We start from the raw sequence: 23,320 nt of genomic DNA on the forward strand, positions 1-23,320 counted from the left end.
AGTATGGGGACGGAGGGAATGTAACAATTAACGGAGGTATCTCCCCGTCCAGTGATTCTACTATCACGTCGTGTTGCGTTTGTCATTGTTATAATTTATCCTCTGAATTTGATATATCGAGACGAGCCTCCACGTCTCGACGGCGTTCCTCGAACTCTTCAGTCTGGGTCGCCGCGTCGTAATATCGCCGAATTGTATCCGCGTTCGCGTTCACCCTCGTTGCGACAGTCTCGATATCGAGGCCTCGGTTCAATTGCCACGTAATCGAACCGGTGCGAATCCGGTGCGGTGACCGCGATGACGGGCACTTCGAGGCGTGGTTGCGCTCGGTGTACTCACACGTCGCCCGTCGTCGGCCGTGCGGACACTCGGTCCAGAGACACGGTTGGGTCGCCTGGTAACTCCAATACCGGAACGTCGAGAACGACGGCCGCCCCTGCCGCCCGCAGAACAACGGGGCTCGCCCTTTCTCATCGCGTTTGTCAGAGCGCTCGCGTGCGATATACGTGTCCAGCGCCGCACACACCGCGTCAGTTAACCCGACGAGGCGTTCACCCTCATGTTTGTTCTTCAGCGGCGTGCCTTCCGAGGGCCGGTGTCGGAAGTGGACGAACTGCTCGTCGGCATCGTAATCGCCGAGATCGAGGCCGCGAATCGAACCGATTCGCGCGCCGGTGTGCCAGGCGAGCTCAAGGAAGGCGTGCATCGGAACGCCGAAGTACGCCTTCGAGTCCCGGAAGAACGACAACGAGGCCTGTGCATCCTCAGCTTCGAGGCGTTCGTCGCTGGACTCCTCGGCAGCCTCCAACGTTGGAACATCAATCGAGTCGGGGAGATCGTCCTCAACAAGGTCGGTTCGCGCGCAGTACTTCAGGAACACCCGAATCGTCGTGAGCTTGCTCTTGATGGTAATCGCGGCGAGGTCACGGTCCCGAAGTTCGAGGTCGTACTCGTCGAGAAGCCACGGTGAAAGCTCGTCCATCATGGTGACATCGCGGTCGGCACACCAGTCGGCGAAGTCAGCGAGCCGACTCGCGTCACTCCGGATGGTGCGGTCGGTCATCTCGGTCTTTCGGCGCTTGATGAAGCGGTCGATGGCCTGGCGGATACTGCGTCGCGGCGGGCCGTCACCGGCGGTGTCACTCACGCTCATCACCCTCCACCTCACTCGACACCCCGGTCGGACAGCAGTTGATGGCGCTCCGTCGGGCTTCGTAGATGAGCGTACACGTCGGACAGCGATACCGAGCGAGTGTCACGCTCACGCAGTCCCACCTCCAGCAGCGGCGGACAGCAGGATAACGGCGACGCCACCGACGACGATGACGCCGAACTGCCCGACGGCGAGGACGGCCGTGGGGTCGACGGTCAGTATCGGTGTCGGGGTGTCGGGCGTCACGAACAGCAGAATCGTGCCCATCGCGGCGGCGACGGTGGTGGTGAGGACGGCGCCGAAGATGGCGACGGTGACGCCAAATCCGAGTCGGGTCATCGCTGGTCACCCCACGGGAACCAGTTACCTTCGGCCAACCGGACCGTCCCACAGTCGGGACAGACGTCACCCCACTTGAGGCCCGTCCATACCTCGGTACATGTCGGACACTGGACGTAGCCGAACTTCGTCGGTTGCCGCGGCTCCCGCCGCGGTTCCCCGCGACGGTTTGGTGACGCCCGAACGTGAGCGGCGCGGCCGCTCGTTCGTGACGAGAGGTCAGCGCTCATTGCTCCCCACCGGCCTGTCGACCCTGATACTCACAGTCCGTGTTGTGCCCGCGCTCGATACCGCTCGGCGGCGAGATGGTAATCTGACGGCCGCACTCGACACAGCGCCCGTGATGGTGGTCGTCGACGCGGTCGTCGACGAGGTGTGACTCGATGCGGTGGCCGGCGTCTGTTCGCTGGGTGCCGAGGTCGGTGAGGGCGGTCTGGGTGCTCACCGTCGGTCACCTCCGAGGCGCCCGCTGGCGTGCAAGTGATTCGAGAGCTGTCGGTACGTGGCGGCCGTGGCTTCGTGCAGTCCGCCCTGGGTTACGTCGCCGGTGACGAAGATGGCGACCGCGAAGCCCTCGCCGTCGACGGTGGCAAGACACCCGCCGGTTTCGTCCTCGATGGCGACCGGCTGCTCGTCGAGGCGCTCGGCGGCGTGGGCGTCGGCGGCGACCGCCGTCTCTGGAACGGAGGGTGCGTGGTCGGTGCTCATTGGTGGGCCCTCCGGACGTTCGCCTTGGTCGCACAGTGCCTGCATTTCTCGACACCGTCCTGCTCGATGAGCTTCTTATCCCGGCCGCAGACCGTACAGCGGTCGTTGTCCTCGAGGCGCTCGTACGTCGACATCAGAACCCACCTCCACATGGCGTGAAGCCACACTGTCGGCACACCGAGCACCCGCCGTCCGGTTGCATCTCACCGCCGCACTCCGGGCAGGCGCCCATCCCGTCGGTGACGAGATCGTCCGGGTCGGCTGCCTTCAACGCGTTGTACGTGCCGTGGTCGCCTGTCGGTTGTTCGGCGACGCCGGCACAGAACTTACAGTGCGTTTTGGTGTCCTTGAGGACGCCACGCTGTTTCTCGTGGATGTTGTTCGACGCCTGCAGCCGCGGACAGTCCAAGTCGGTGTGGAAGACGTTGGTGTGTCGGGAGCCGCGCTGGGTGGTCGCAACGTAGACGGTGGTGTCCGGGGGGACATCGGGAACGCCGCCATCCGCTATCGGAGTATGTGAATTGTTCACACTCCTTCGTTTCCGATGGAGGTCAACCACCGCCTGAATCGGGGGCTCATCGCGAGCGGCGTCGGCTTGGTCCGTCGCGAGCACGAACATCCGTTCCTGGTGGCAGTCGTCGCAGTACGTCTGAATCAACCGGACGTTGTGGGCGTCGACGACGCGTTCGCCATCGAGTCGTTCGACGTTCACGTACACCGTCTGCTCCAGTTGGCAGTTCCGGCACTGGTAGGGGAGGTCCGTAATTTCGATGCCCTCGTGGTGGCCGCCATCGGCCTGGAGTCGCTGTTCGTAGTCGTGGCGTTCCGGCGGGACGCCGGCGGGCGGTGCCTCGTCGTAGTCGTCGGCGGGTGGGTCTGGGTCGGTATCGAAGTCAGGGTCACAGCACAGGAGCGCGGCCTGCATCGTGTCGTACTTCGCGCCACAGCGGCCGCAGGCGTGGCGGGTCATGCCGAATCACCGTCCTCGAACTCCCGCAGCGTCATGTCGCCGCCGTGGTTCTCCAACACACCGTCCCAGTCGATGTCGTACACGCCCTCGCTTTCTGCGGGCGGGTGGCCGTCGCGGACAGCTTCCAGCGCCGACACGACGGCGTCGACGATGTGAGCGTCGACGGCTTGCATTGCCCACTCGGGCTTACCGTCGATGGTGATGTCCACCGAGATATCGAGGTCCTCGACGCTGACCCCCTCGCGACTCACGCGCATCGCGTCGTCGTACAGTTGCTGGGGGTCGGTGTGGAGGGTATCGCCCCACTGCTCGCGAATGTCGTCACCGCTGAGTTTCAGGGCATTCGGGCCGAGCTCGGAGACGAGCGTCACGCGTTTCTGGTGTGGACCGACGCGGATGTCGTCGACGTGCATCGGGCCGTGTTCGCGGTGCTCGACGAGGTCGCCCTTCGAGAGTGCGGCGTCGTTCGGCAGGTCGATGGCGAACTTCTCGGCGCTCATGCCGCCACCTCCGCTGGGCTGGCGCTTTCGGCTGGTTGGGTTGTGGGCTGTGCCTCTTGGTCGTGCCCGGAATGATTTTCCGGGTCGGTCTCGAAATTCATCTGTCGCCTTAGCGACCCCACACGAGCGTCGGACGGGCCCAAACCCCGTTCGGCGCGCTTTCTGTGGGCGCACCGAGTCCGCTCCTGTAGCGTCGCATATCTAAACGGTAGTAAGCCGACACCACTAATAACTTTGCACACTACTAAGCAATTATGCAAGTAAACATAGCAAGTTGCTTGGTACTTAGCGAACCTGACAATTTCGGTGCTACTATGCACACCTCGGCCGATGGAGGCAACGTGGGCCGAGAAGACCGCATCAAGCGTGTGCTCGATGTTCTCGCCGATAGCGGGTGCGCTATGCCTCCTGCGGTCATCTTTCGGAATGCCAAGCTCCGAGGGGCTGATTTCGAGCGGCGTTCCGTCAACAACTATCTGACTGACCTCCACGAGCGCGGGCTGGTCATCAAAGTCGACCCGTCCGCGCTCGATGACGGTGACGTTGTGGAAATCGACATCAGCGAGGAAGGGTACTTCATGGCCACCGACGAAGCGCCCGATCTCCTCGAAAATTAGGTTTTTGTTATGCAAATTTGCACAGTAGCACGCAAGACCTAAGTAGCTCCCGCTATTAGCGTTTAGTACGGACGCAGGGCTCAACGGGCTGGTTTCATCGAGAATCAGACTGGCCCGACCCGCTGCAACGGGACGAGCCTGAGTCCGACTCGAACAACAATGTCGTGTACCACACCCACCGACAAAAACGATTCGCACAGTATCCGAGACGACTACATCCATTTGGGTGTCGACCAATCCGGAGCGTCCCATGTGTACAGGACCTCCGACGAGACGATTTTCGCCATCGAAGCCGACGGCACACGGTCGTACCGCTTCGACGTGAGCGAGATGGGCCACCGTGCCGCTGACGACTACGTCGCCCACGTCGGCGACGCTCGAGGGTGGGCCGACTGTCGCTACGGGTTTGACGCGTTTCTCGACCGTCTCACGGAGGCGGTGTGAATGCCGCTGCGCTGTCTCGCCTGCCAGACGGACTTCGAGTGCTTCGAGGACTACGAACGGCACCGCTGGAACGAGCATGGCGGCGACTGCGACCTCGGGGACGCCGCCACCAACCCCACCCAACTCACCTCGCTCGTGAGTGATGAGGACTGTCTCGAACCACCCATCTTGGAAGGATGACCGACCGTCGTGAGGCCATCGTCGTCCGGTACGACGACGAACGGCTGCGGTTCGAACCCCGTTCGGACGGCCGCTGGCGGCGCTTCTCCCAGACATGGACAGGCTGCCGCTGGCGAACGCGCGGAACGGAACTCGTCGACGCGGTCGCCGTGACTGTCGGCGACGACTGACGCTACTCTTCCTCGTCATCCTCCTCACCCAGCGGCACGTCGAAGTGCCATTCTCCGTCTGCGCGTTCGTCGATGTAGTCGTGTTTTCCCTGGAGGTGTCGCATCGCCTCCCGCACCTTCGCCTCCGAGATATCGGCGGCCTCGCTCAACTCCCCAATCGAGAACTCCCGTTGGCCCTCCGGAATCCGCTCATCGATGTAATCTTCCAGCCGGCCGAACTCCAGCACCGTGATGTCGGGCTTCGAGCTTGTTTTCGTCGCCATGTCTACACCGAACCGCGACAATCCCGTAAGAGACTCTCCAGTGCTTCCAAAGCTTCCAAAGGCGATTACAAACGCCAAAAATCGCAATACGGCACAGGTTCGAGCTTTGGAAACGGCTTTGGAAATCTACAGCGGGTCGGCGGTGAAGTATCGGCGCCGCGAGGTCGCCTCGCCGTTGTCGACGACCAACCCGTAGCTCTGCAGTTTGTTCAGGTAGTCCGTGAACGTGCGTCGCGTGACAGGATTCTCCGAGGCCGCCTCGTAGCGCTTAAACAACTCCCCGGAGCGCAGCTGCTCGTCGGCGTCCTCCAGCGTGTGATACACGAGCCGCGTCTCGTCGTTGAGCTTCTGCAACGCCGTCTGGAGCAGCGTCTCGGCCGCATCGTCGGTCGTCCCCTGCACCGTTGCCGGCGTCACCGAATCGTACGCGCCCGCGTCGACGGCCTTGATGGCAGCCTGTAGCATCGCAATCGCCGACCGTGCATCGCCGTCAGCCGCCGCGACAATCGCATCGATGGCGTCGTCGTGAATCAACGCTCGCGACTGCAGCCCAGCCGTGATGCGGGCGTCGAGAATCGCTTCCAACTCGGTGTCAGTGTAGCGGTCGAGATGGACGTGTTCACGGCCGGCAAGCCGGGACTGCAGCCCCTCTTCGGCGTGGGCGAAGATTGCGGTCTCCTCGTTGGCGATGGCGATGACGTGACACCCATTGAGGTCGTAGCAATCTCGTAGGACTTCCGGCTCTTCGCACTGGTCGAGTTCGTCGAGGACGACCAGCATCCCAGTGTCCCACCTGGCGAGCGTATCGACGAGTTCGGCGCTGCCTTTCGAGGGGTACACGGCGTGGCTCCCGACAGTATCGCTGACGAGGTCGCGCAACACAGCGGCGCGACTCTTGCGAGCACAGCCAACGTAGGCCGTCGAGATATCGAACAGTTCCGCTTCGGCGCGATTCAGTGTCTCGCGGGCGACCGTGGTTTTCCCAACGCCGCTGGGGCCGTCGATGACGACGGGGCGTGGGTTCACCTCGTCGGTGCGGACGGCGCTGGCGATGGCGGTGAGCGCCTGTTCCCGATGGAGGATGGCATCCGGTTGGGCGTCAGGGTCGAACGCCCGGCGGTCCGTAATCATACCCGATGTGTTCTGTCGGGCCGCCCATATATCGAACCCTTACAGTTCCAAAGCTTCCAAGGCCCGCAGTCGGTCGGTTTTGGGCTTAATCGATCTCTGGATACCCAGCCAACTCCGATTTCGCGGGCTCATAAATCCGGACTGGCCAGGAGTCACCACGCACCGCGTCGGCGTCTTTGACGACACGCCGGAGCTGGCCGAGCAGGTCCTCGCGGAACGCCTCGGAGCGCGTCGCCGCGATCTGCCTGAACGGTTGGCGAACACCACTGCCGTCCCGCTCGACGCCGCGTTGGGCGACGTACACGCGGCAGAAATCGCGACCGATGTCGTCGGGTGCAAAGCGAAGGTACCGCGGGAAGCGGACGGTGCGGTCTTTATCGCCCTGGAGGCCAGTCCATGTCGATAGCACGCGGGCCAAGACCGAGGCATCGGCGTCGGGCCGGTACTCGTCGGGACGGTCGTCGTCCTCCCGGGTTTGAACGAGTCGGATGCCGGCGGCATCGGCGTAGTGTTCTAGCACCTTCCGTTCGACCTCGCTGTCAGCAATCCACGTAGCGACCCAGCGCCGGTCAATGCCGCCACTGGCGAGTGTCCAGGCGGCGAGGCAGTTCAACGCTCTCCCGCGACGGTCCCACTCCTCGAGAAGCCAATCGTTCGAAAGTGCTGTTTGTAGTCCGCGATAGCAATCGGGGCGTGACCCCTCAAGCCACGGCCGAATACGAGATCGTGGGAGTTCAACAACAGAAGACATGGCCGCCGAGCCCTTGTTCGGGTGCTTGGCGGCTTCACGTTGAACACGCTCGAAGTCCTCGACGCAGTCCCACGGGTCAGCGTACCCCGGAGGGTTGTACGTTCGAACTAGGGCGCGTTTTGCGGCCGCTGTGTCGGTCGTGTTTTCAAGCAAAATACTGGAAATCGGGTGAGGCGTTAGTTCGCTTCGTACGTCGAGAGCGTGGACGAGGAGCCGCCACCTTCTGCCGTCCAGATAAGGCGGTACGTCCCGCTCGGAGAGGTCCCAGCAACAACATCGCAAGTGTTCCCGGCAGTCACATCTGAACCGCCCCATGCGGTCCCAGTGTTACACGAATTTGCGGAGCTGCCGGTGGTTTCCAGGTTCGACGGAGTCACCGTGTCGCCACCCTCATGGGTTAGTTGGAGTTGCGGACTGGTCGAACTTTCATCCCAGTTCCACTGGGCGTTCGGACTCGTTTGTTGAACTTGGTCGCCCAGTCCGAGGACGAACGTCCCGATCACAGCGGCGAGGATGACGGTGATTGCCACCATTAGGATGACTCCGATAACGGGGGATACGGCCCGTTCCGAGTCATCAGCCGCCAATAATTTTTTGAACTCCATTGTTATTCGAACTCGTAGGTTGTCAACGTGGAAGACGAGCCACCGCCTTCAGCCTGCCACACTAATCGGACTTCGTTACCGGAACCGTCACTAAGGCTGCTGTCGCCGCTAGTCAATGTGACTGAGTCTCCAGCCCCAATTTCACTTGGGAAGGCGTTCCCGCCCTTGAAGTTGGTGCCGGCGGTGACATCCGTAATGTCGCTGGTTAACGCGCTACCTGTGAATGATAAGGTGCTCGCTTGAACTGTGTCACCACTCTCGTGAGTAATCGTTAGTTCATCTGCGTTCGATGTATTTTGCCAGTCCCATTGAGCGTTCGGACTCGTCTGTTGGACCTGATCGCCAAGCCCCAAGACGAACGTCCCAATGACGGCGGCTAGGATAACGGTGATTGCCACCATTAGGATGACTCCAATAACTGGTGAAACGGCGCGATTCTCGTCGTCTGATGTAAATAGTTCTGTGAGTTTCATTGTTTTAGTTGATCTCGTAGGTGCTGAGCGTTGAGGAGGAGCCGCCACCTTCGGCGGACCAAATTAGTCGTGCAGTGTCACCGCTGACGTCATCATCCAACCCGGCAGATGATACGCCGTCCTCACCATCGATCTCGCAGGAGACACCGGCGCTTGCTTCAGCCTCGCCCCACGTGCCATCGGTCCCGCCGCCGTTGCTATTACAGTGCGGACCGTTGATAATCGCTGAACCGCTCACTTCAAGGAGCGTAACATCGACGGTATCACCGCCTTCGTGAGTGATGGTGAGGGTGTCTGCAGAATCAGTGTTCGTTGTATCTGCGATAGATTGATCCCAGTTCCACTGGGCGTTCGGGCTCGTCTGCTGGACTTGGTCCCCCAGGCCGAGGACGAATGTCCCGATGACAGCCGCCAAGATGACGGTGATTGCAACCATAAGTATCACGCCTATGACGGGTGATACGGCACGATTCTCCTCGTCTGCTGTGAACAGTCGTTTCAGTTCCATCGTTATGTGCAGCGCCACTCCTTGAACGGTAGTGTACGCTTATCGTATCCAATCAGAGCCATCTGTAATAAAGATGCAAGCCGACTCAGGCCGTGAGTTGGATGGGTAAAACCGCCGGCAGGCGAGCTATCGAGCAGTGCTTCCAAAAGTCACGGTGACGACCTCGGCGGCAGAGGCCGTAGGGCGTGACGCTGCACAGCACCCGGTTGTGGGCGCACACCGACTTAGGGCATGGAATCTCCCCGCGGTGCATCCAGTTCTACTGCTGGTACACGCATAAAACACCCGGCCCGTTATCGCACAGTGACGATACGTCCAAAGCCCCGTCCCTATTTGCCGAGTGCGCGTGTGCGGTGGGCTATGGAGGTGACCAGGACACGTGTCACGGAAGAAGCTCGACATCCCCGAGGGCCTACAGCAGTGGGTCGAGGAGACCTTCGGGGATGGCGCTGTCAGCGACGCAGAAGCGTACCGGATGGCGCTCATGTACGCCCGGGAACGCTACCGCGCCGAGCATGGCGACGAGTGAGGCCGACGCCATTCAGTTGGTGGATATGCGAGCGCTTGAAACTGCCGTCGGTATTTAGGGGTTAGTTTGGGGTAGTTTTGGGGACAGTTGTGCAATACCTTTATACTCTTTCTGGCAGTTATATTGGGTAACGCGCGACGCGGGCGTGGTCCCAGCGGGGATACGGCAACCGACTGAAAACCGAGAGGCTGGCGGGGACTGCTGGCCGACAGCCGGTTGCTGAACACGCTCCGGTCGTGGTGTCCACACGCAGGCCGTCGCCGAGGTGTGGACGGAACAGTCCCATCTCTCACACTCATCCATGTCCACGAACACCGACACCACAAGCGACAGCGACGCTTCGACGCCGCGACTTGGCAGCCGCGAGAACTTCTGGGGCGGAAGCGACGATCTCGACGCCGACCGCGGCGGGCATAGCGAGTGTCTCGGCACCGACCCGCCGGAACATATCGCCCAACAGCTTGTGTTGCACCTCGTTGACCCAGTGTGTAACGAAACAGGCCGCCCGCTATCGGAGCCTGTATTCAACCTCCCGAAACAGCAAGCCGTCAGTACGGCCGGTCACACTATCGAGTGCCTCCCGCATCGCCACCGACGACGCATCGAGGAGCACTCAGGTCGAATCAACTGGGGCGAGACGACTTCGACGGACATCCCGGAGTTCGAGTACGAGACTTACCGGCTCTGTGTCCATACGTATCTCGCCGAACGCGACTGTCGGTTGACAAGCGTCGACGAGTATCTCGAGTACGCCGAGCAGGTATGGCGCGACCCCCAATACGGGAGTAAGGACGCTCTCGTGCAGTTCATTCGGAAGATTCGGGAGTGGGAAGACGGCGCGGACAACTGAGGTTCTTCATTCATGACACAGCAATCCACCGCCGATGAGCCGTGGCACCGCCGTCCGACCACCTACCGCCTGCTGGAAGCCGTCGCCCTCACGGGTAGTCTCGGCGCCGTCCTGACGACGTACCTCCTGCTCGGCGTCCATGCGACGGAGCTCAACCCGGCGTCGGCACTGCTCATCGAGCGCTTCGGGATCGAGGCCGTTGGGCTGGCCCGAATCGCCGTGGTTCTCGCAGCGTTCGCGGTGCTCGGCGGGCCGATTCGGCGCTGGCGACCGCTCTTCGCTGTTGCCCTCGCCTCGGGAACGGCGCTGTTGTATCTCGCCAACGGTGCGAACGACCTCCTCGTTCTCGCCCGGACGGGGTTGCCGGAGTCGTTCATCGTTGTTGACGTTGCAACGTTCGCCGCGGTCGTGGTCGGTGCGGCTGTCGTCGGTGCTGGCCGTCGCGAGATCGCTACTGGACTACGGGCAGCGCGTGGCCTGACGCCAGCGTGGTCGCCGTCGCCGCAGGCGACCGCCGCCGTCGCGTTCGCTGTGCTGTTGGTGGTGAGTGGTGTCGGGCCGTTCGCTGGGCTCGCTGGCCTCGCACCAACGGACCACGACGGACTGGCGAGCGCACAAACGAGTTGGACGAAATCCGCTGAATACACTGGCCATTCGACGGTAGTCAATTCGGTCACCACTGGCCCTGATGGCTACCTGTACTCTGGCGCAAGTTCGGGCGAGGTCCACAAGATTGACCCGTCGGATATGAGCCAAGTCGCTGTGTATTCGGGCCACGGCGACAGTTCAAACGCAGTTACAGTTGGGCCTGATGGATACGTGTATTCCGGGTCACAAGCGGGCGAGGTCCACAAGATCGATCCGTCGGATATGAGCCAAGTCGCTGTTTATACAGGACACCCCAAATCAGTCCAGTCGCTTGCCGTCGGTGCAAACGGATATGTGTATTCTGGCGGTGGTGGCCCGGACACAATCGACGGGGAGGTCCACAAGATTGACCCGTCGGATATGAGTCAAGTTGGCATCTTCGCCGGGCACTCCAACACCGTTGAGAGTTTAGCATTCGATTCGAGTAATAACCTGTATTCAGGCGCGTTTGACGACGAGATCCACAAAATCGATACGTCTGACATGACTGAAACCGGGACATACACCGGCCACTCGGGGGCAGTCATTTCGTTGACGGTGGGTGAAAACGGGAATCTGTATTCTGCATCCAATGACAATGAAGTCCACAAGATTGACCTGTCGGATCTAAGCCAAGTAGACACCTACACTGGCCATTCAAACTCGGTGAAGTCAGTCGCCTTCAGTGCTGATGGATTTCTCTATTCTGGCGGTAATGATGACGAGGTTCACCGAGTCGACCCGGCGGATATGACGCAAGCAGATACCTACACCGGCCATTCTAATGACTTGAACACAATCGCGACAGACGACGAGGCATTCGTTTACTCTGGGACACATAACAACGTTATTCACAAGACTGACCCCGGCACCTCCGTCGGACAGCCAATCACGGGCACCGTCACCGACAACGGCGGCAACCCTGTCGACGGCGCAACCGTCTCGACCGGCACGGGAGTCTCAACGACCACCGGCGCCGATGGCAGCTACTCGCTGACTGTCGAGAACACCGGCACGTACGATGTGACCGCCGAGACCGCCATCGACTCTGAAACCCAGACGGTCGACGTACCCGACGGCGGCATCACGGGCGTGAACTTCTCGCTCCAATCCGGCACCGTCGCCGGTGTCGTCGAGGATCAGAACGGCAACCCCGTCGCCGATGCGACGGTCACGACGTTGACGTACAACACCGCGGACCCGAACGTCGACATCAACCTCGAAGAGCTCCGCGACATCGTCGAGAACCCACTACCGCCGCAGTGGGAGGAGTTTCAATCCCGCGAGGGTGTGACACCGACCGAGTTGACAACCGAGGGCACTGGGACAACCGCGGGTGGCGACCTCGTCTTCGCCGAACAGACCAGTGACACGCGGGTCCTGCTGCACACGCCCGACCAGTGGGAGCTTGAAGGCCAGCCTTGGCCGATGGACGGTGTCGTCAGCATCCCGACCGCCGAGTTGAATCCGCCGCGAGTCGCTGTCCCGGCTGATTCACGCCCCGTGTTCTCCTGTTGGAACACCGACCCCGGAACCATCGAGGACACGTTCGAGGACAACTTCGGCGGGCAACTCGACGGCGTCACCTACGACACGTGCGACTCGATTACGATTGAACGCCTCGGCCCAACCGGTAGCGTCGAGGAGACGACCGAAGTCACGCCGTCGCCCAGTATCCGCATCCAGCAGGGCTGGGCGGCGATCTCGAACGGGTTCACCGTCGAGTACGAGACCGCACGACCGGACCTTGGCTCGGGTATCTACCGCGTCTACCCCAGCGACGACCCGGACGCCGCGATGGTCTACGCCGTTGCGCCGAACGGCAACCCTGAGAAGATTGCGAACAACATCGTCAACGTCACGAACAACGAAATCGAGGCCAAGAACGACTACCTCCAAGAAATCAAAGACCAGCACGACGCCGGGAACATCGACATCAAGACCACGACGACGAACGACCGTGGTGAGTTCTCCTTCGAGATCGACGAGACCGTCGTCGAGGAGGTCGAACTCCGAGCGGCCAAGAGCGGCACCGGGCTGGAGGCGCAACTCGCCAGCGGCGAACTGAATCGCCAGCAACTCGCTGCGGACTTCGAGGACACGGTCACCGGCGAGTTCAACACCTTCGACAAGTCGTCGGTGCGGTTCTCGGAGGCCGAAGTCGGAACCCAAGAGTTCGGCGATGTGTGTCGCCAGATGGGCAGCGTCGCCGACGACCTCGGCGCCCCGTACACCGGCTCGGCGAGCACGGAAGTCCCGAACCCCGACGTGACCATCCAGGGCCAACGCGCCCCGATACCGGAGGGTGTCAGCCAGCCCGTTCGGGAGTGCGCCGTCCTCAATTACGCCCAACAGGCCCTGGAGGACCCCGGCAGCCTCCTGCCCGGCCTCGCCGGTGACATCGCCGACATGGCCCAAGCGGAACTCGAAGGCCACTACGAAAACATCCTCAACCTGCTGAAGGGCAACGAAGACCTCCAGTCGGTCGTCGAGGACGAACTCGGACGCGACCTCCCCGACGACCCCTCGGAACTCGACCGCGATGAAATCGAGACGGTCATCCGCGATGGGCTTGATGGCGTCGACAACCCGAGCGACGACATCAACGTGGGCGAACCCGACGACAGCCCCGTCCCCGACATCCCGGGTGGCGATGACGACAACGACGCCCCGACTGTCGACGACCCAACCGAGGAAATCAGCGACCGCGTGAACGAAACGATCACACGCGAATGGCCGATCACCGGCGTCGACGACTGGGAGGAAGCCGGTCTCCTCATCCGCATCGACTACGCCGACGGCACCAGCGAGACGCTCTCTCGCGACAGCGAGTACGTCACGCTCGACGAGTCGGCGGTCGGGCCGGACACCGTCCGGCTCGAAGAGTTCCCGTTCGGCGAGGGCGACTCGGCGGTCGCGAACATCCGCCTCGATGTCTCCACGCCGCAGGGCATCGGCGGCGAAGAAACGCCGGTTCGGAACCCGACGTTCGACGGCACCGTCCCGTCGCTGGACAGTATCCGGCTGTCCGACTCGGCGCCCGGACCCTCAGATGCCGTCACGGTCGGCGTGACGCCCGCCGAGTCCAGTCAGTTCGGCACACTGCAGACCGTGAACGTCACGGGGCCGCAGTGCAGCCGCTCCATCCAAGCGTCGGATGGTGACGCGACCTTCACGACCTGCGGCGCCGGCCCACACCGGGTTGCGGCGACGTTCACCAACGCCGACGGCGTCCAGTTCACCGAGGTCCTGAGCGTCAAGGCGGGCAACGCTGCCCAGGCGCGTGACCCGCTGATTCGTGGCGCCGCCGGCCCGACCGGCCGCTTCGCAGTGGCGGCGAACGGCCTCGAATCCGGTCGCATCGACGTGACCGCTGGTACGAGCGAGGTCATCCTCACCGGCATCGTCCCCGCGGACGTCGACATCCCGAACCGCGTGAAGGCCTCGACGACCGGCGTCGACGTGGCCCGCGGCGCCACCACGACCGTCCGCATCCGGCAGGGCCCGAACGAGCAGACGATTCGCGACCGCATCGGCGTCGTACTGCACACGAGCGCGGTCGGGAACGAAAGCTTGCTCTGGCGGAACGGCCGCCCGATTCGGAACCCCGGCGACACCGCCTCCTCGTCAGTGGAACACTTCAACGATTCAACGGCTATAGATACATATTCATCAGACACGGCGACCGTCCGGGTAGAAGTTGACCGAGATCCATCCATCTTCCAAGAATTCCGACATTCCGTACAACTCAGATTCGCCGGAATCGATATCCCATTCCTCTCCACTTTCACCACGGTCGGCGCATCATCTTATGCCTCGATTTTGTACACCCATCTACCGAAATTAATCTGGTGGTGATGTCGATATGGCTCAAAAAATCCCGCGAGATACGTTGATTGAAGCTCTCCGAGATCTTGCGGATGAGCTCGGTGAAACGCCCACCTCTGTCGAGATGGCTGACAAGGGAGAATACGCATATTCCACCTACGGGAAACGGTTCGGGTCGTGGAGTGAGGCACTCCATGCAGCAGACCTTGACCCAACGACACCCCAACAACTAACGGTTGAGTGCGATACGTGCGGCACGGAGCTTGACCGCCCTCCATGCCGCGTGGAGAATACTGAACATCAATTTTGCTCGCAAGACTGCCAGTATTCCCATGACGCGATAGGTAATCCGGAGGCAGGCCGTGAACAGCAGTACTCTGATGAAGAATTACTCTCGGAGTTAGAATCGTTCGCCGAGGAACTCGGACGGACGCCAACAAGGCGAGAATTCAAGGAATATGCAAGCTACTCCGTTTCAACGCTCTCCCGGAGGTTTGGGACTTGGAATAGTACGCTTCGGAAAGTCGGTCTTGAACCGAACAACAAGGAACTCAGAACGGTTCAGTGTGCGAACTGCTCGTCCACTATCAGACGCCGCCCGGACATTCTTGAACAGACTGAACACAACTTCTGCGATCAAAAGTGCATGGACCAGTTCAATTCGTTTGAAACCAATTGTGCAAACTGTGGCCAATCTCTCCGAAGGCCGATGCACAAAGAGGGTTGCTTTGAGAGATACTTCTGCGATAATGACTGTAAATCGGAGTGGCAGTCTGAGAACCTAATCGGTGAGTCAAGCCCTCTCTGGAAAGGCGGGCCAGCACAATATGGTAAGGGTTGGAATGAGGCGAAGAAACGGGAGGTCCGCAGCCGTGACGGTTACGAATGCCAGAGCTGTGGAATGGATCAAACAGAACACATCGATGTGTACGGTCGGAAATTAGACGTACATCACATCGTCCCTGCTCGGCAGTTTGACACAGACGATGCTTCGAAAAATGATTCAGATAACCTCGTAACACTCTGCCAACGGTGTCACAGCGAATGGGAGGGCGTCCCCCTCCGCCCACAACTCGCTGATTAACCTCAAACAATGATTCTCAAAAATTCATCCCACTTGGTGAGCTGCAGGACTAACGAACAATCCTACCTCCCCCTAGCACTGCTTGGCGGTGGCGTTGCGGCTGCACGGAGGGTCGAGCCATGACACGAGACACCGAACCCACGGCGACGCGGCGGAACGTCCTCAAGACGACTGCGGCCGCCCTGACGATGGGCGCCCTCGGCACGCCTGCAGCGGCGGCGACCGAAGGCCTGTCGCCACCCGCGGACGCCGCGGCGGGCCTGCTGGGCTTCGACCCTGACGGCGTCGATGCGGATCTCACCGTCATCGAACGGCACGGCCACCCGTCGTGGATCGTCACGACCACCGACGACGGGCTCGTCGACCTCGCCGGCGAGTCACCCGATGACGACGCCGGTTGGATCGCTGGCGGCGAGGAGCGCTACGAGATCGCCCGGGACGCCGACGCGAACATGGTCACCGTCGCCGCGCCGCCGGGCGACATCGGTGTGACCACACTCGACCGGACACTCAACCGCGGGTTGCTTACCGAGAGTTACGTCGAGTCAGTCGCGCTGGACATCGAGATGGCGTATCCCGAGCCCATCGGCGAGGTCGCAGAGAGTCGCTTCGACCCGACGGCGAACCTCAGCCGCTGGGCGTCGTTCCGCGTCAACGAGGGCGGCCTTAGTGCCGGCCTCGCCTACGACGACGATATGCCCGCCGCGACGCTGTCGGACGTGCGCGAGGTGACGAACGCCGACGACACCAGCCTCGGTGGTGCGCTCTTCGACACCTCGAACCTCACCATTGGCGTCCTCGATACGGGCGTCAACGCCGGGTCGGTATTCGACGACTCCACGGGCTCGACGCGCATCGTCTCGGCGTCGAAGAACTTCATCAGCGGCGAGACCGTCGGCGACGCCGGTGTCACGGCTGTGGCAGATGGGTCATCTCATGGGACATGGGTGACCTCCTGCATCGCCGGCGACCCCGCGGATTCGACGTACGAATCGTACGCGCCGGCGGCGGACATCCTCGCGTGTAAGACGCTTTCCGACAGCGGGTCGGGGAGCGCGTCGGATATCGCGATGGCCGTCCGGTACGCCGTCGACAACGGCGCCGACGTACTCGTGATGAGCCTCGGGTCGGCCACGTTCAACGAACCGCTCGCAGAGGCCGTTGGGTACGCCCACGAGGAAGGTGTGCCGTGTGTCGTCGCCGCTGGGAATAGCAGGCACACCGTTCGCTGGATAGCGTCGCCGGCGGACGCCGAGAAGGCCGTGACGGTCACGGCCTCGACGGCCGAGCCCGCCGACGACGCGAAGAGCGCGGCGTTCTCCCAGGTCGACCCGGACCCCGGGACGACCGACCTCTCCGGGGGCGAAACCGCTGGGAGTCACGTCGACGTGGTCGCCCCCGGCTGTAAGATCACGGTCCAGACGCCCAGCGCCCTCTCGCAACTCACCGGGACGAGCATGGCGGCGCCCGTGGTCGCCGGCGGTATCATGCAACTCTACGCCGCCGACAGCGGGCCGAAAGGCGACGTGGAAGCGACAAAGGAACGCCTCGCCTACGCGGCGCCGGCGCCGAAGATCGGTGAGACCGAAGCCGCCCACGGGATGCTCGACGTGGCCGGCGCTATCGACGAGGTCGAGGCCGACGAAACCCAAACCGAGGCTCGCACCGACACCGCCGCGGCACGGGACGCCGCTCACCGACAACTCTCCGATATGCAGGGCGGCCGTATCGCGAGGTTCCTGTCCCGATAACCATGTCCCGCAACCAGCCAGCCGCCCGCCCGACGAGACGTACGTTTCTCCGGCGTGGGACGGCCGTCACAGCCGCCGCAGTGGGCGCGACGACGCTCGCCTCGACCGCGGCCGCCGAACGCAGCCCACCGCCTCACGTGACGCTCTCCTATGACCAACAGCAGTTAAAGCAGTACCGCCCGCTGTTGGACATCCCCTCGGACGCCGAGTTCTCGTCGCCGGAGTGGTACGGCTGGGTTGCCGAGTCACCGGAGTACGACACGACGTGCCTTGTGTACTTCGCGTACTATCGCGGCCAACGTGGCTGGACCCGCGCCGATTCTCACAGGGGTGACCGCGAGCCGATGTACGTGTTTCTGGACCAGTACGGCACCGTCACCGAGGTCGTGTACTCGGCGTGGCACTGGATGCAAGCGAGTTCGTCGACGCCGAATCTCTACGAACCCGACAGCGGCGGGAGTCACGTGACGGCCCGTACCTTCGAACCGCATCACCAATACAAATTGAACGGCGCGAACGCCGGTCGGCTGCTGCCGGTGAACGAGCTCGGGACGAGCGAGGACGCGCCCTTTGTCGCCGACCTTGAGAGCGACGTACAGTTCGAGCAGTGGCTCGCGGAGGGGTGGAGTGAAGCACTGCATCCGGGCGCCGCCACTGAGCCGTGGATCATGCAGAACCGGGATTCGTGGTGGCGTGACGGCACCGAACGCTACGCGCGGGCGGTGTGGAACGTCCAACTCCAACTTGCCCAGTTCGGCTTCGAGAGCCTCGCCGGCGAAGCTTCGAACACCGACCTCGCAGACCAATAACCATGCCTCGACACCACAACCGCCACGAAAGCGGCCTCCCGCCGCCAAAGGCACGAGACCGCCCACCGGACACGAAACCCGAGTAGTATCGCCCATCAACCAACCCCCTTCATTTCCAATGACAACTCAAACTCATCGACTGGCGAGTGTCTGCCTCGCGGCGGTGCTCATCATCGGCGGCTTCGGCGCCGTGATGGTCATGCCCGCCGCGGCGGACGCCCCAGCGAACACGAGCAGTAGCGACATCGCAACCGACGGCACGACCACCATCCAGAGCTTCGAAGCCAACAGCTCGAACATGTCGCAGTTGGTCGTCGCCAACGCGAACAACTCCGCGTCGACCATCGAGGTCGAAATCACGAAAGACAACGTGACGTACTACTCGGCGGTCGAAGGCGACACCGAGTACACGCGCCTGGAGACGAACAACGCCAACAGCAACGACGTGCACCAGTTCAACATCAGCCACGACACCCTCGCGGAGGTGCCGATGGGCATCAACGAGGACGTGACGGTCAACCTCACGGTGTGGGACCAAAACGACCCGACGAACGACACCACTGAGACCTCGTTCGTCCTCTCGAACACCGACGAGCGCTCGGTGCTCGACACCCGCAGCGAAGCCGTCGACAACCCCGACGTGGGGACGGCACTCACGACGGCGGAGGATGTCGGCCTGTTCTCGTTCTCGCTGCTGTCCGATGAGAACAACACCGACTACCGCGTCGACGAACAGCGCTCCGTGAACGGCTCGGAGACCGACATCATTGTCCCGCTGCAGGACAGCGACATGGCGTCGCGGTACGACGAGCGCGTTGGTGACATGGACGCCGGGACGCCGGTGTTCAACATCATGTCGTCGGCCGACGGCGACCTCATCCCGGTGTACGTCGACGAGCGCGGTGACTTCTCGGATGCGACCGACACCTACGCCGTCTACGACACCGACACCGACCGCATCACCGTGATGCTCGGCGAGGACAAAGCCGACCGCTCTGCGGTGGACGTGTACACGGCGTCGCACTCCATCAGCGGGAGCGAAGCGTTCGGGTACAGTGAGGCCGTCCTCTTCCGCTTCGACGTGGAAGGATTCTCGACGTTCAGTCCGCTGACGACGAACGCCGGCCACCTGACCGCGGGGGCGTGACGATGCTGGGCGAACAGCGCATGGACGCCCTGGAACGGCTCGTCGTTGGTGGGCTGTACCTGCTGGTGTTCACGCTCATCGTCGCGCCGGTGCTGTTCACCGTCGGGGTCATCCTCGGCGTCGTGGACATCATCTGGCAAGGCCTGCTGAACCGCGAAGGTATCGCGCCGATGAACTACTTCAGCAAAGCGTGGGACACACAGTACGACAACGTGCTGTGGGTCTTCACCGGCAACGGCGAGTTCGAACTCGCCATCGCCTGACGACTGCGACTGGCCGCTCTCGGCGGCCATCCAAGGTACCCCTTTCCCACGTTTCGCGTCGACGGTCCCAGTTGCGGTTCGACTCCGCGAGACGCGCTCGCCCGGCACACGCCGGGCAACCCCGTCCCACCGGGCACAACCCGCGACGGCGCTTTTCTCGCCGTCGCACACCTCGATTCCCCATTCCATTCATGACACGACTCAAACCGATAGCCGTCGCCACACTCGCCGTGCTGGCGCTGCTCGCCGGCGCCGCAGTTCCGGCGGCGGCCAACCACGACTCGACGACCCAAGACGAGGGCCTCGCCGACTCGCTGTTCGGCACGAGCAACAGCGACGACAGCGGCCTCGTCGGGCAAGCCCAACGCGTCGCCGGCGGGTTCTACGGCGCCGCCACCGGCGGCCTCGACCGCGCGCTGTATGAGTCACCGTTCGGCCCCGAGCCCGACAGTGCCGAACAGAACGCCGAGGACACCATGCAGGCGTTCAACGAGCGGTCGGAGAGCTTCGTCAGCTACGCCAACGACCGGAACGTCAGCGGCGGCGAAGTCGTCCAGATCACGTTCGGCCAAGCCGACGCCGAGGAGACGATCTATCTCGTCGCCGAGTACAACCAGACGAGCAACGAGTACGACTCGGCGCAGATGGTGAACACGACGACCCGCTCAGTCGACGAGACCGTCACGGTCAGCGGGATGGCGGCCGACAACGCCGCCGAGGAGATCGAGGCGTTCCACAGCGAGTTCGTCGCGGACAACGAGGATGTGACGACGAGCTGGTTGGCGTCGAAGTGGGCGGCGTACAACGAGGACTTGAGCAGTAGCCTCATCGAGGGCGGTGAGATGGCATGAGCGTTGTCTCGACCGCGACGGCGCCGTTCCGCTGGACGTATCGCCAGGTCGCCGGCGCCGCGAGCAACGCCTGGACGTGGCTCACCGAGGGGTTGAGTCTCAAAGACGTGCTCATCCCCGCCGTCTACGACACGCTCGTGTGGCTGACGAACCAAGTGCCGCTCGCCCTCGGCGGCGGTGAGCCCGGCGAGATGATTGAGGCGTCGTTCGTGCTCGCCGTCGCCGCCTTCGTCAGCAGCCTCATCAGTTTCGGCGCGACGTTGTTCCTCGTTGGCGTCTTCGCCTTTACGGGCTTCCTCGGGGCGCTGCGATTCATCCCGGTTGTCGAAAAGTACTGGCCCGTCGGCGAGTGGCGCATCGGCGACAGCGAGTCGCTGGGGGTGCTGTGATGGCACGGATTCCAACGCCCATCCCGGAGTCGGTCGTCAAAGACACGAAGCGCTTTTTCGCCGGTGGGTGGGGCGACATCCTCTGGAAGGCCTTCGTCGTCGTGGTCGGTGGGCTGCTGTTGGCGTTCATCCTCGCGTTGAACCCGGGTTTTTTCGTCGCCGCATTGGTCGGGATGGTGCTCTCGGTCGTGTTTTCGGATAACATCCGCGCGTTCGTATCGGACGTGTGGAACCGGAACTTCTGGGTGTGGCGAACATGACACGCACCACGACGATGCTGGTGGCGGCGCTGCTCGTCGTGACGCTCCTCACGCCGGCTGCACTCGCCCAGAGCCGCACCACTATCGACGACGACCACGCCCTTGATACCGAGGCCCAACAGGCGGCGTTCGTCCAAGAGGGCGTCGCCACCGCCGACCTCACGGCACCCGACATGCAGCTGACCGTCGCCACCGAACACGACGACGCTGGCTGTGACATCGATGGCTTCCACAGCGACCTCCGGAACGACTACCTCTGTGTGGAGTACAACGAAGAGGTCGACCGGACGATTCGGCTCTACATCCCGGCGGAGTACTGGACGCCGTACGTCCGCGAGACCGTCTCGCCAGTCGCCGGCGACCAATCGGCGTCCTTCGAGCCGATTCGAGATAACGGCTACACCAAAGTCACCTTCGAGGTAACCGAGCCCGGCACCTACGCCTGGAAGATCAACGCCGAAGCCTCCATCGCCAGCGGCGCGAAAGAGCGAACGCTGGAGAACATCGAGAAGGTGACCGGCGTCGGGATGCCGAACGCCTCGACGTGGTCCTACATCAAACCCGAGCAACTCGCCGGCAACAACTCGGCGTACGTCGTTCGGGCGCCGAACGGCACCGACGCCCTCGTGATGGAGTACCAGACCGCCAGCGGTGAGTGGGCGCAAGTCCCGGACGAAGCCGAGTCCTACGCCCCAGTCTATTACGAGACGAAGGACGGCGTCGACGACCGCGTCTACGTCTTCGCGACGAGTACGGAGGCTCCAGAGGTCCGGTATAAGACAGAGGCAGCAGCGACGACGCAGATCGGGGCGGCCGTCCGACAGATCGGCCAGATCCCGACGCGCGTCGAGGACATCTTCGGGATCGACATCCCGTTCCTTGGAGGCTAACACCCATGCAAATCGAAACTGACCCCGGCACTGGCCTGCTGTTTTTCGGCACCGTCGCGGCAATCGCTCTCGGCGTCATCACCCTCACCGGGACGTGGGCGCTCGTCATCTGGGTCGCCATCGTCCTCGTCGGCACCCTCGGCGTGTACGCCATCGGCACTCGCGTCGCCCGCTGGGCCCGCGGTGACCGCCCGCTAATCGACCGCAACCGCGGTGGTGGTGAGTCGTGAGCCGGAACCCGCCACCCATTTACATGGGGCGCCGCGAGAAGGCGAAACTCGGGTTGTTAAACCTCGGCGTCGGCGTCCTCGCCTGGCAAGCCAGCCACCTCCTCGGCCGCGTCTTCGTCGCTATCGGCCTCGGGATGCTGTTTTCCGCGGTCGTCCGCGGGGAGGAACGAATCGCCTGATGGCATCGAATAGCTTCATCATCGGCGTCGTCATCGCGACCGCGCTGGTGACGCTCGCCGCCATCATGTGGCGCGAAGACCTCATCCGCTACCACGTCTTCGAGCCACTCGAACAAGGCCGGACGCTCATCGGCCTCGTCATCACTGGCCTCGGCGCGTGGGTCGCACTGAACAGCGGCGTCGCCTGGCAGATGTTCATCGCCCTGGGTGGCATCGCGTTCGTCGTTATGTACCTGTATTTCGAGCAACCGCACGAGGACATCCGCTAACCATGACACAGACAGAGAACGAACTCATCGAGCGCTATCTCGAAGCGACAGCGTACGTCCAAGAGCCCGCCCTCGAAGACGACGCGCCCGAGATGATCAAGCGCTTCCACGATATCGAGAAGCGCCTGGAGACGTTGTGGTCGCGGGACCACGCCGAATGGATCGCCGGCTTCTACCGGAACGCCTACCGCGCCTTCCAGGCCGGCGACCGCGACGACCCGCCGTGTGAATGCCCGAATCCACGCTGTCCGTTGAAGCAGGGGAGCGTTCCCTACCAGCTGCGGCGCCGGCGGACGAACCTCGACACACCGGAGGCGACGCCGATGGAGACACTGCGGTCCTACCTGAAGACGCACCCGGAGGCGACCGTCATCGAGGAAGCCCTTGAGGAGATCGAAAGCCTCCGGGCCGAGGTGATGGAGGACCTCGCAGACTACAACCGCGACGCTCGCGACGTGCTCGACGACCACCCCGCTATCGACGATCAGGACATCGTCGCGCAAGCGGTGAAGGACCCGCCGACGCTCGACATCCCCAAGGAGGGTGCCTGAG

At 62.6% G+C, this 23,320-nt stretch carries 35 protein-coding genes and 1 pseudogene; 21 read left to right on the forward strand and 15 right to left on the reverse strand.

Going from position 1 to position 23,320, the window contains the following annotated elements:
* Window positions 1-88 precede the first annotated feature (88 nt).
* From GJ631_RS10555 to GJ631_RS10585, 8 genes are all read right to left on the reverse strand, one after another.
* A complete protein-coding gene (locus tag GJ631_RS10555) occupies window positions 89-1,153 on the reverse strand; it encodes a tyrosine-type recombinase/integrase (protein ID WP_156709124.1) in 1,065 nt (354 codons plus the stop codon).
* Entirely contained in the window at window positions 1,140-1,265 is a 126-nt protein-coding gene (locus GJ631_RS19240) for a hypothetical protein (protein ID WP_255453935.1), read from the reverse strand. Before GJ631_RS19240 ends, GJ631_RS10555 begins: the two co-directional genes overlap by 14 nt.
* A complete protein-coding gene (locus GJ631_RS10560) occupies window positions 1,262-1,492 on the reverse strand; it encodes a hypothetical protein (RefSeq protein ID WP_156709125.1) in 231 nt (76 codons plus the stop codon). Before GJ631_RS10560 ends, GJ631_RS19240 begins: the two co-directional genes overlap by 4 nt.
* A 226-nt stretch (window positions 1,493-1,718) precedes the next feature.
* On the reverse strand, window positions 1,719-1,937 hold the full coding sequence (locus GJ631_RS10565) for a hypothetical protein (protein WP_156709126.1): 219 nt from the start codon (window positions 1,935-1,937) through the stop codon (window positions 1,719-1,721).
* On the reverse strand, window positions 1,934-2,200 hold the full coding sequence (locus GJ631_RS10570) for a hypothetical protein (RefSeq protein WP_156709127.1): 267 nt from the start codon (window positions 2,198-2,200) through the stop codon (window positions 1,934-1,936). Before GJ631_RS10570 ends, GJ631_RS10565 begins: the two co-directional genes overlap by 4 nt.
* Window positions 2,197-2,334, reverse strand: a complete 138-nt coding sequence (locus tag GJ631_RS10575; protein WP_156709128.1) for a hypothetical protein — start codon at window positions 2,332-2,334, stop codon at window positions 2,197-2,199. Before GJ631_RS10575 ends, GJ631_RS10570 begins: the two co-directional genes overlap by 4 nt.
* A complete protein-coding gene (locus GJ631_RS10580; protein WP_156709129.1) occupies window positions 2,334-3,170 on the reverse strand; it encodes a hypothetical protein in 837 nt (278 codons plus the stop codon). Before GJ631_RS10580 ends, GJ631_RS10575 begins: the two co-directional genes overlap by 1 nt.
* Window positions 3,167-3,670: a hypothetical protein gene (locus tag GJ631_RS10585; protein ID WP_156709130.1), complete on the reverse strand. Its 504-nt coding sequence runs from the start codon at window positions 3,668-3,670 to the stop codon at window positions 3,167-3,169. Before GJ631_RS10585 ends, GJ631_RS10580 begins: the two co-directional genes overlap by 4 nt.
* Window positions 3,671-4,011: 341 nt before the next feature.
* Between GJ631_RS10585 and GJ631_RS10590 the strand changes: the two genes are divergently transcribed.
* The 4 genes from GJ631_RS10590 (at window position 4,012) to GJ631_RS18590 (ending at window position 5,081) form a co-directional block, all read left to right on the forward strand.
* Window positions 4,012-4,287 carry a hypothetical protein gene (locus tag GJ631_RS10590; RefSeq protein ID WP_156709131.1) on the forward strand — a complete coding sequence of 92 codons (276 nt, stop codon included), beginning with the start codon at window positions 4,012-4,014 and terminating at the stop codon, window positions 4,285-4,287.
* 252 nt (window positions 4,288-4,539) lie between these two features.
* Window positions 4,540-4,731 (forward strand): hypothetical protein, encoded by a 192-nt coding sequence (locus tag GJ631_RS10595; RefSeq protein ID WP_197424981.1) that lies wholly within the window; start codon window positions 4,540-4,542, stop codon window positions 4,729-4,731.
* Entirely contained in the window at window positions 4,732-4,911 is a 180-nt protein-coding gene (locus GJ631_RS10600; protein WP_156709133.1) for a hypothetical protein, read from the forward strand.
* On the forward strand, window positions 4,908-5,081 hold the full coding sequence (locus GJ631_RS18590) for a hypothetical protein (RefSeq protein ID WP_197424983.1): 174 nt from the start codon (window positions 4,908-4,910) through the stop codon (window positions 5,079-5,081). The genes GJ631_RS10600 and GJ631_RS18590 overlap by 4 nt, the downstream gene beginning before the upstream one ends.
* A 2-nt stretch (window positions 5,082-5,083) precedes the next feature.
* Here GJ631_RS18590 and GJ631_RS10605 read toward each other — a convergent pair whose 3' ends face one another.
* From GJ631_RS10605 to GJ631_RS10630, 6 genes are all read right to left on the reverse strand, one after another.
* Complete coding sequence (locus GJ631_RS10605) at window positions 5,084-5,344, reverse strand: hypothetical protein (RefSeq protein WP_156709134.1); 261 nt, start codon at window positions 5,342-5,344, stop codon at window positions 5,084-5,086.
* Window positions 5,345-5,470: 126 nt separating this feature from the next.
* Window positions 5,471-6,475, reverse strand: coding sequence for a Cdc6/Cdc18 family protein (locus GJ631_RS10610; protein WP_156709135.1), 1,005 nt, complete (start codon window positions 6,473-6,475; stop codon window positions 5,471-5,473).
* An 85-nt stretch (window positions 6,476-6,560) separates the two neighbouring features.
* On the reverse strand, window positions 6,561-7,088 hold the full coding sequence (locus GJ631_RS10615) for a hypothetical protein (RefSeq protein ID WP_156709136.1): 528 nt from the start codon (window positions 7,086-7,088) through the stop codon (window positions 6,561-6,563).
* A 314-nt stretch (window positions 7,089-7,402) separates the two neighbouring features.
* The gene (locus GJ631_RS10620; protein ID WP_156709137.1) at window positions 7,403-7,831 is read right to left on the reverse strand and encodes a type IV pilin; all 429 of its coding nucleotides are present in this window, start codon (window positions 7,829-7,831) and stop codon (window positions 7,403-7,405) included.
* A gap of 2 nt (window positions 7,832-7,833) precedes the next feature.
* On the reverse strand, window positions 7,834-8,304 hold the full coding sequence (locus GJ631_RS10625; RefSeq protein ID WP_156709138.1) for a type IV pilin: 471 nt from the start codon (window positions 8,302-8,304) through the stop codon (window positions 7,834-7,836).
* Between the two features lie 4 nt (window positions 8,305-8,308).
* Entirely contained in the window at window positions 8,309-8,812 is a 504-nt protein-coding gene (locus GJ631_RS10630) for a type IV pilin (RefSeq protein ID WP_156709139.1), read from the reverse strand.
* A 379-nt stretch (window positions 8,813-9,191) separates the two neighbouring features.
* Between GJ631_RS10630 and GJ631_RS10635 the strand changes: the two genes are divergently transcribed.
* Together GJ631_RS10635 and GJ631_RS10640 are read left to right on the forward strand one after the other, a co-directional pair.
* The gene (locus tag GJ631_RS10635; protein ID WP_156709140.1) at window positions 9,192-9,341 is read left to right on the forward strand and encodes a hypothetical protein; all 150 of its coding nucleotides are present in this window, start codon (window positions 9,192-9,194) and stop codon (window positions 9,339-9,341) included.
* Between the two features lie 301 nt (window positions 9,342-9,642).
* A complete protein-coding gene (locus GJ631_RS10640; protein WP_156709141.1) occupies window positions 9,643-10,191 on the forward strand; it encodes a hypothetical protein in 549 nt (182 codons plus the stop codon).
* A gap of 6 nt (window positions 10,192-10,197) precedes the next feature.
* Here the strand turns inward: GJ631_RS10640 and GJ631_RS19245 are convergent, their stop codons facing one another.
* The gene (locus GJ631_RS19245; RefSeq protein ID WP_255453936.1) at window positions 10,198-10,332 is read right to left on the reverse strand and encodes a hypothetical protein; all 135 of its coding nucleotides are present in this window, start codon (window positions 10,330-10,332) and stop codon (window positions 10,198-10,200) included.
* 990 nt (window positions 10,333-11,322) lie between these two features.
* Here GJ631_RS19245 and GJ631_RS19480 point away from each other — a divergent pair.
* The 15 genes and pseudogenes from GJ631_RS19480 to GJ631_RS10710 all read left to right on the forward strand — a co-directional run.
* Window positions 11,323-11,532 (forward strand): annotated as a pseudogene (locus GJ631_RS19480) (WD40 repeat domain-containing protein); the annotation flags it as partial.
* Between the two features lie 36 nt (window positions 11,533-11,568).
* Entirely contained in the window at window positions 11,569-14,676 is a 3,108-nt protein-coding gene (locus GJ631_RS10645; protein WP_231753953.1) for a carboxypeptidase-like regulatory domain-containing protein, read from the forward strand.
* Between the two features lie 7 nt (window positions 14,677-14,683).
* Entirely contained in the window at window positions 14,684-15,730 is a 1,047-nt protein-coding gene (locus GJ631_RS10650) for a homing endonuclease associated repeat-containing protein (protein WP_156709143.1), read from the forward strand.
* Between the two features lie 119 nt (window positions 15,731-15,849).
* Window positions 15,850-17,481, forward strand: a complete 1,632-nt coding sequence (locus tag GJ631_RS10655) for a S8 family serine peptidase (protein WP_156709144.1) — start codon at window positions 15,850-15,852, stop codon at window positions 17,479-17,481.
* A 2-nt stretch (window positions 17,482-17,483) separates the two neighbouring features.
* Entirely contained in the window at window positions 17,484-18,290 is an 807-nt protein-coding gene (locus tag GJ631_RS10660; protein ID WP_156709145.1) for a hypothetical protein, read from the forward strand.
* Between the two features lie 118 nt (window positions 18,291-18,408).
* Entirely contained in the window at window positions 18,409-19,437 is a 1,029-nt protein-coding gene (locus GJ631_RS10665; RefSeq protein WP_156709146.1) for a hypothetical protein, read from the forward strand.
* 2 nt (window positions 19,438-19,439) lie between these two features.
* Window positions 19,440-19,700 (forward strand): hypothetical protein, encoded by a 261-nt coding sequence (locus tag GJ631_RS10670; RefSeq protein WP_156709147.1) that lies wholly within the window; start codon window positions 19,440-19,442, stop codon window positions 19,698-19,700.
* Between the two features lie 191 nt (window positions 19,701-19,891).
* A complete protein-coding gene (locus GJ631_RS10675) occupies window positions 19,892-20,551 on the forward strand; it encodes a hypothetical protein (protein WP_156709148.1) in 660 nt (219 codons plus the stop codon).
* Entirely contained in the window at window positions 20,548-20,940 is a 393-nt protein-coding gene (locus tag GJ631_RS10680; RefSeq protein WP_156709149.1) for a hypothetical protein, read from the forward strand. The genes GJ631_RS10675 and GJ631_RS10680 overlap by 4 nt, the downstream gene beginning before the upstream one ends.
* On the forward strand, window positions 20,940-21,200 hold the full coding sequence (locus GJ631_RS10685) for a hypothetical protein (protein WP_156709150.1): 261 nt from the start codon (window positions 20,940-20,942) through the stop codon (window positions 21,198-21,200). The genes GJ631_RS10680 and GJ631_RS10685 overlap by 1 nt, the downstream gene beginning before the upstream one ends.
* Entirely contained in the window at window positions 21,197-22,090 is an 894-nt protein-coding gene (locus GJ631_RS10690; protein WP_156709151.1) for a hypothetical protein, read from the forward strand. Before GJ631_RS10685 ends, GJ631_RS10690 begins: the two co-directional genes overlap by 4 nt.
* 5 nt (window positions 22,091-22,095) lie before the next feature.
* Window positions 22,096-22,320 carry a hypothetical protein gene (locus GJ631_RS10695; protein WP_156709152.1) on the forward strand — a complete coding sequence of 75 codons (225 nt, stop codon included), beginning with the start codon at window positions 22,096-22,098 and terminating at the stop codon, window positions 22,318-22,320.
* Complete coding sequence (locus tag GJ631_RS10700; protein ID WP_156709153.1) at window positions 22,317-22,499, forward strand: hypothetical protein; 183 nt, start codon at window positions 22,317-22,319, stop codon at window positions 22,497-22,499. Before GJ631_RS10695 ends, GJ631_RS10700 begins: the two co-directional genes overlap by 4 nt.
* Window positions 22,499-22,768, forward strand: a complete 270-nt coding sequence (locus GJ631_RS10705; RefSeq protein WP_156709154.1) for a hypothetical protein — start codon at window positions 22,499-22,501, stop codon at window positions 22,766-22,768. The genes GJ631_RS10700 and GJ631_RS10705 overlap by 1 nt, the downstream gene beginning before the upstream one ends.
* A 2-nt stretch (window positions 22,769-22,770) precedes the next feature.
* Window positions 22,771-23,319 carry a hypothetical protein gene (locus GJ631_RS10710; protein ID WP_156709155.1) on the forward strand — a complete coding sequence of 183 codons (549 nt, stop codon included), beginning with the start codon at window positions 22,771-22,773 and terminating at the stop codon, window positions 23,317-23,319.
* Window position 23,320: the final 1 nt, after the last annotated feature.

This window comes from Natronomonas sp. CBA1123 (assembly GCF_009741925.1).
In the GTDB taxonomy this organism is placed as follows: domain Archaea; phylum Halobacteriota; class Halobacteria; order Halobacteriales; family Haloarculaceae; genus Natronomonas.

What these genes read in the sequence shown, in the direction of transcription:
- GJ631_RS10555 (WP_156709124.1), bottom strand. Translation starts at nt 1,153, where the DNA reads ATGAGCGTGAGTGACACCGCCGGTGACGGCCCGCCGCGACGCAGTATC.
- GJ631_RS10560 (WP_156709125.1), bottom strand. Translation starts at nt 1,492, where the DNA reads ATGACCCGACTCGGATTTGGCGTCACCGTCGCCATCTTCGGCGCCGTC.
- GJ631_RS10570 (WP_156709127.1), bottom strand. Translation starts at nt 2,200, where the DNA reads ATGAGCACCGACCACGCACCCTCCGTTCCAGAGACGGCGGTCGCCGCC.
- GJ631_RS10575 (WP_156709128.1), bottom strand. Translation starts at nt 2,334, where the DNA reads ATGTCGACGTACGAGCGCCTCGAGGACAACGACCGCTGTACGGTCTGC.
- GJ631_RS10580 (WP_156709129.1), bottom strand. Translation starts at nt 3,170, where the DNA reads ATGACCCGCCACGCCTGCGGCCGCTGTGGCGCGAAGTACGACACGATG.
- GJ631_RS10585 (WP_156709130.1), bottom strand. Translation starts at nt 3,670, where the DNA reads ATGAGCGCCGAGAAGTTCGCCATCGACCTGCCGAACGACGCCGCACTC.
- GJ631_RS10600 (WP_156709133.1), top strand. Translation starts at nt 4,732, where the DNA reads ATGCCGCTGCGCTGTCTCGCCTGCCAGACGGACTTCGAGTGCTTCGAG.
- GJ631_RS18590 (WP_197424983.1), top strand. Translation starts at nt 4,908, where the DNA reads ATGACCGACCGTCGTGAGGCCATCGTCGTCCGGTACGACGACGAACGG.
- GJ631_RS10605 (WP_156709134.1), bottom strand. Translation starts at nt 5,344, where the DNA reads ATGGCGACGAAAACAAGCTCGAAGCCCGACATCACGGTGCTGGAGTTC.
- GJ631_RS10610 (WP_156709135.1), bottom strand. Translation starts at nt 6,475, where the DNA reads ATGATTACGGACCGCCGGGCGTTCGACCCTGACGCCCAACCGGATGCC.
- GJ631_RS10620 (WP_156709137.1), bottom strand. Translation starts at nt 7,831, where the DNA reads ATGGAGTTCAAAAAATTATTGGCGGCTGATGACTCGGAACGGGCCGTA.
- GJ631_RS10625 (WP_156709138.1), bottom strand. Translation starts at nt 8,304, where the DNA reads ATGAAACTCACAGAACTATTTACATCAGACGACGAGAATCGCGCCGTT.
- GJ631_RS10630 (WP_156709139.1), bottom strand. Translation starts at nt 8,812, where the DNA reads ATGGAACTGAAACGACTGTTCACAGCAGACGAGGAGAATCGTGCCGTA.
- GJ631_RS10640 (WP_156709141.1), top strand. Translation starts at nt 9,643, where the DNA reads ATGTCCACGAACACCGACACCACAAGCGACAGCGACGCTTCGACGCCG.
- GJ631_RS19245 (WP_255453936.1), bottom strand. Translation starts at nt 10,332, where the DNA reads ATGGACGCCGAGCAGGAGGTACGTCGTCAGGACGGCGCCGAGACTACC.
- GJ631_RS10645 (WP_231753953.1), top strand. Translation starts at nt 11,569, where the DNA reads ATGACGCAAGCAGATACCTACACCGGCCATTCTAATGACTTGAACACA.
- GJ631_RS10650 (WP_156709143.1), top strand. Translation starts at nt 14,684, where the DNA reads ATGGCTCAAAAAATCCCGCGAGATACGTTGATTGAAGCTCTCCGAGAT.
- GJ631_RS10655 (WP_156709144.1), top strand. Translation starts at nt 15,850, where the DNA reads ATGACACGAGACACCGAACCCACGGCGACGCGGCGGAACGTCCTCAAG.
- GJ631_RS10660 (WP_156709145.1), top strand. Translation starts at nt 17,484, where the DNA reads ATGTCCCGCAACCAGCCAGCCGCCCGCCCGACGAGACGTACGTTTCTC.
- GJ631_RS10665 (WP_156709146.1), top strand. Translation starts at nt 18,409, where the DNA reads ATGACAACTCAAACTCATCGACTGGCGAGTGTCTGCCTCGCGGCGGTG.
- GJ631_RS10670 (WP_156709147.1), top strand. Translation starts at nt 19,440, where the DNA reads ATGCTGGGCGAACAGCGCATGGACGCCCTGGAACGGCTCGTCGTTGGT.
- GJ631_RS10675 (WP_156709148.1), top strand. Translation starts at nt 19,892, where the DNA reads ATGACACGACTCAAACCGATAGCCGTCGCCACACTCGCCGTGCTGGCG.
- GJ631_RS10680 (WP_156709149.1), top strand. Translation starts at nt 20,548, where the DNA reads ATGAGCGTTGTCTCGACCGCGACGGCGCCGTTCCGCTGGACGTATCGC.
- GJ631_RS10685 (WP_156709150.1), top strand. Translation starts at nt 20,940, where the DNA reads ATGGCACGGATTCCAACGCCCATCCCGGAGTCGGTCGTCAAAGACACG.
- GJ631_RS10690 (WP_156709151.1), top strand. Translation starts at nt 21,197, where the DNA reads ATGACACGCACCACGACGATGCTGGTGGCGGCGCTGCTCGTCGTGACG.
- GJ631_RS10695 (WP_156709152.1), top strand. Translation starts at nt 22,096, where the DNA reads ATGCAAATCGAAACTGACCCCGGCACTGGCCTGCTGTTTTTCGGCACC.
- GJ631_RS10705 (WP_156709154.1), top strand. Translation starts at nt 22,499, where the DNA reads ATGGCATCGAATAGCTTCATCATCGGCGTCGTCATCGCGACCGCGCTG.
- GJ631_RS10710 (WP_156709155.1), top strand. Translation starts at nt 22,771, where the DNA reads ATGACACAGACAGAGAACGAACTCATCGAGCGCTATCTCGAAGCGACA.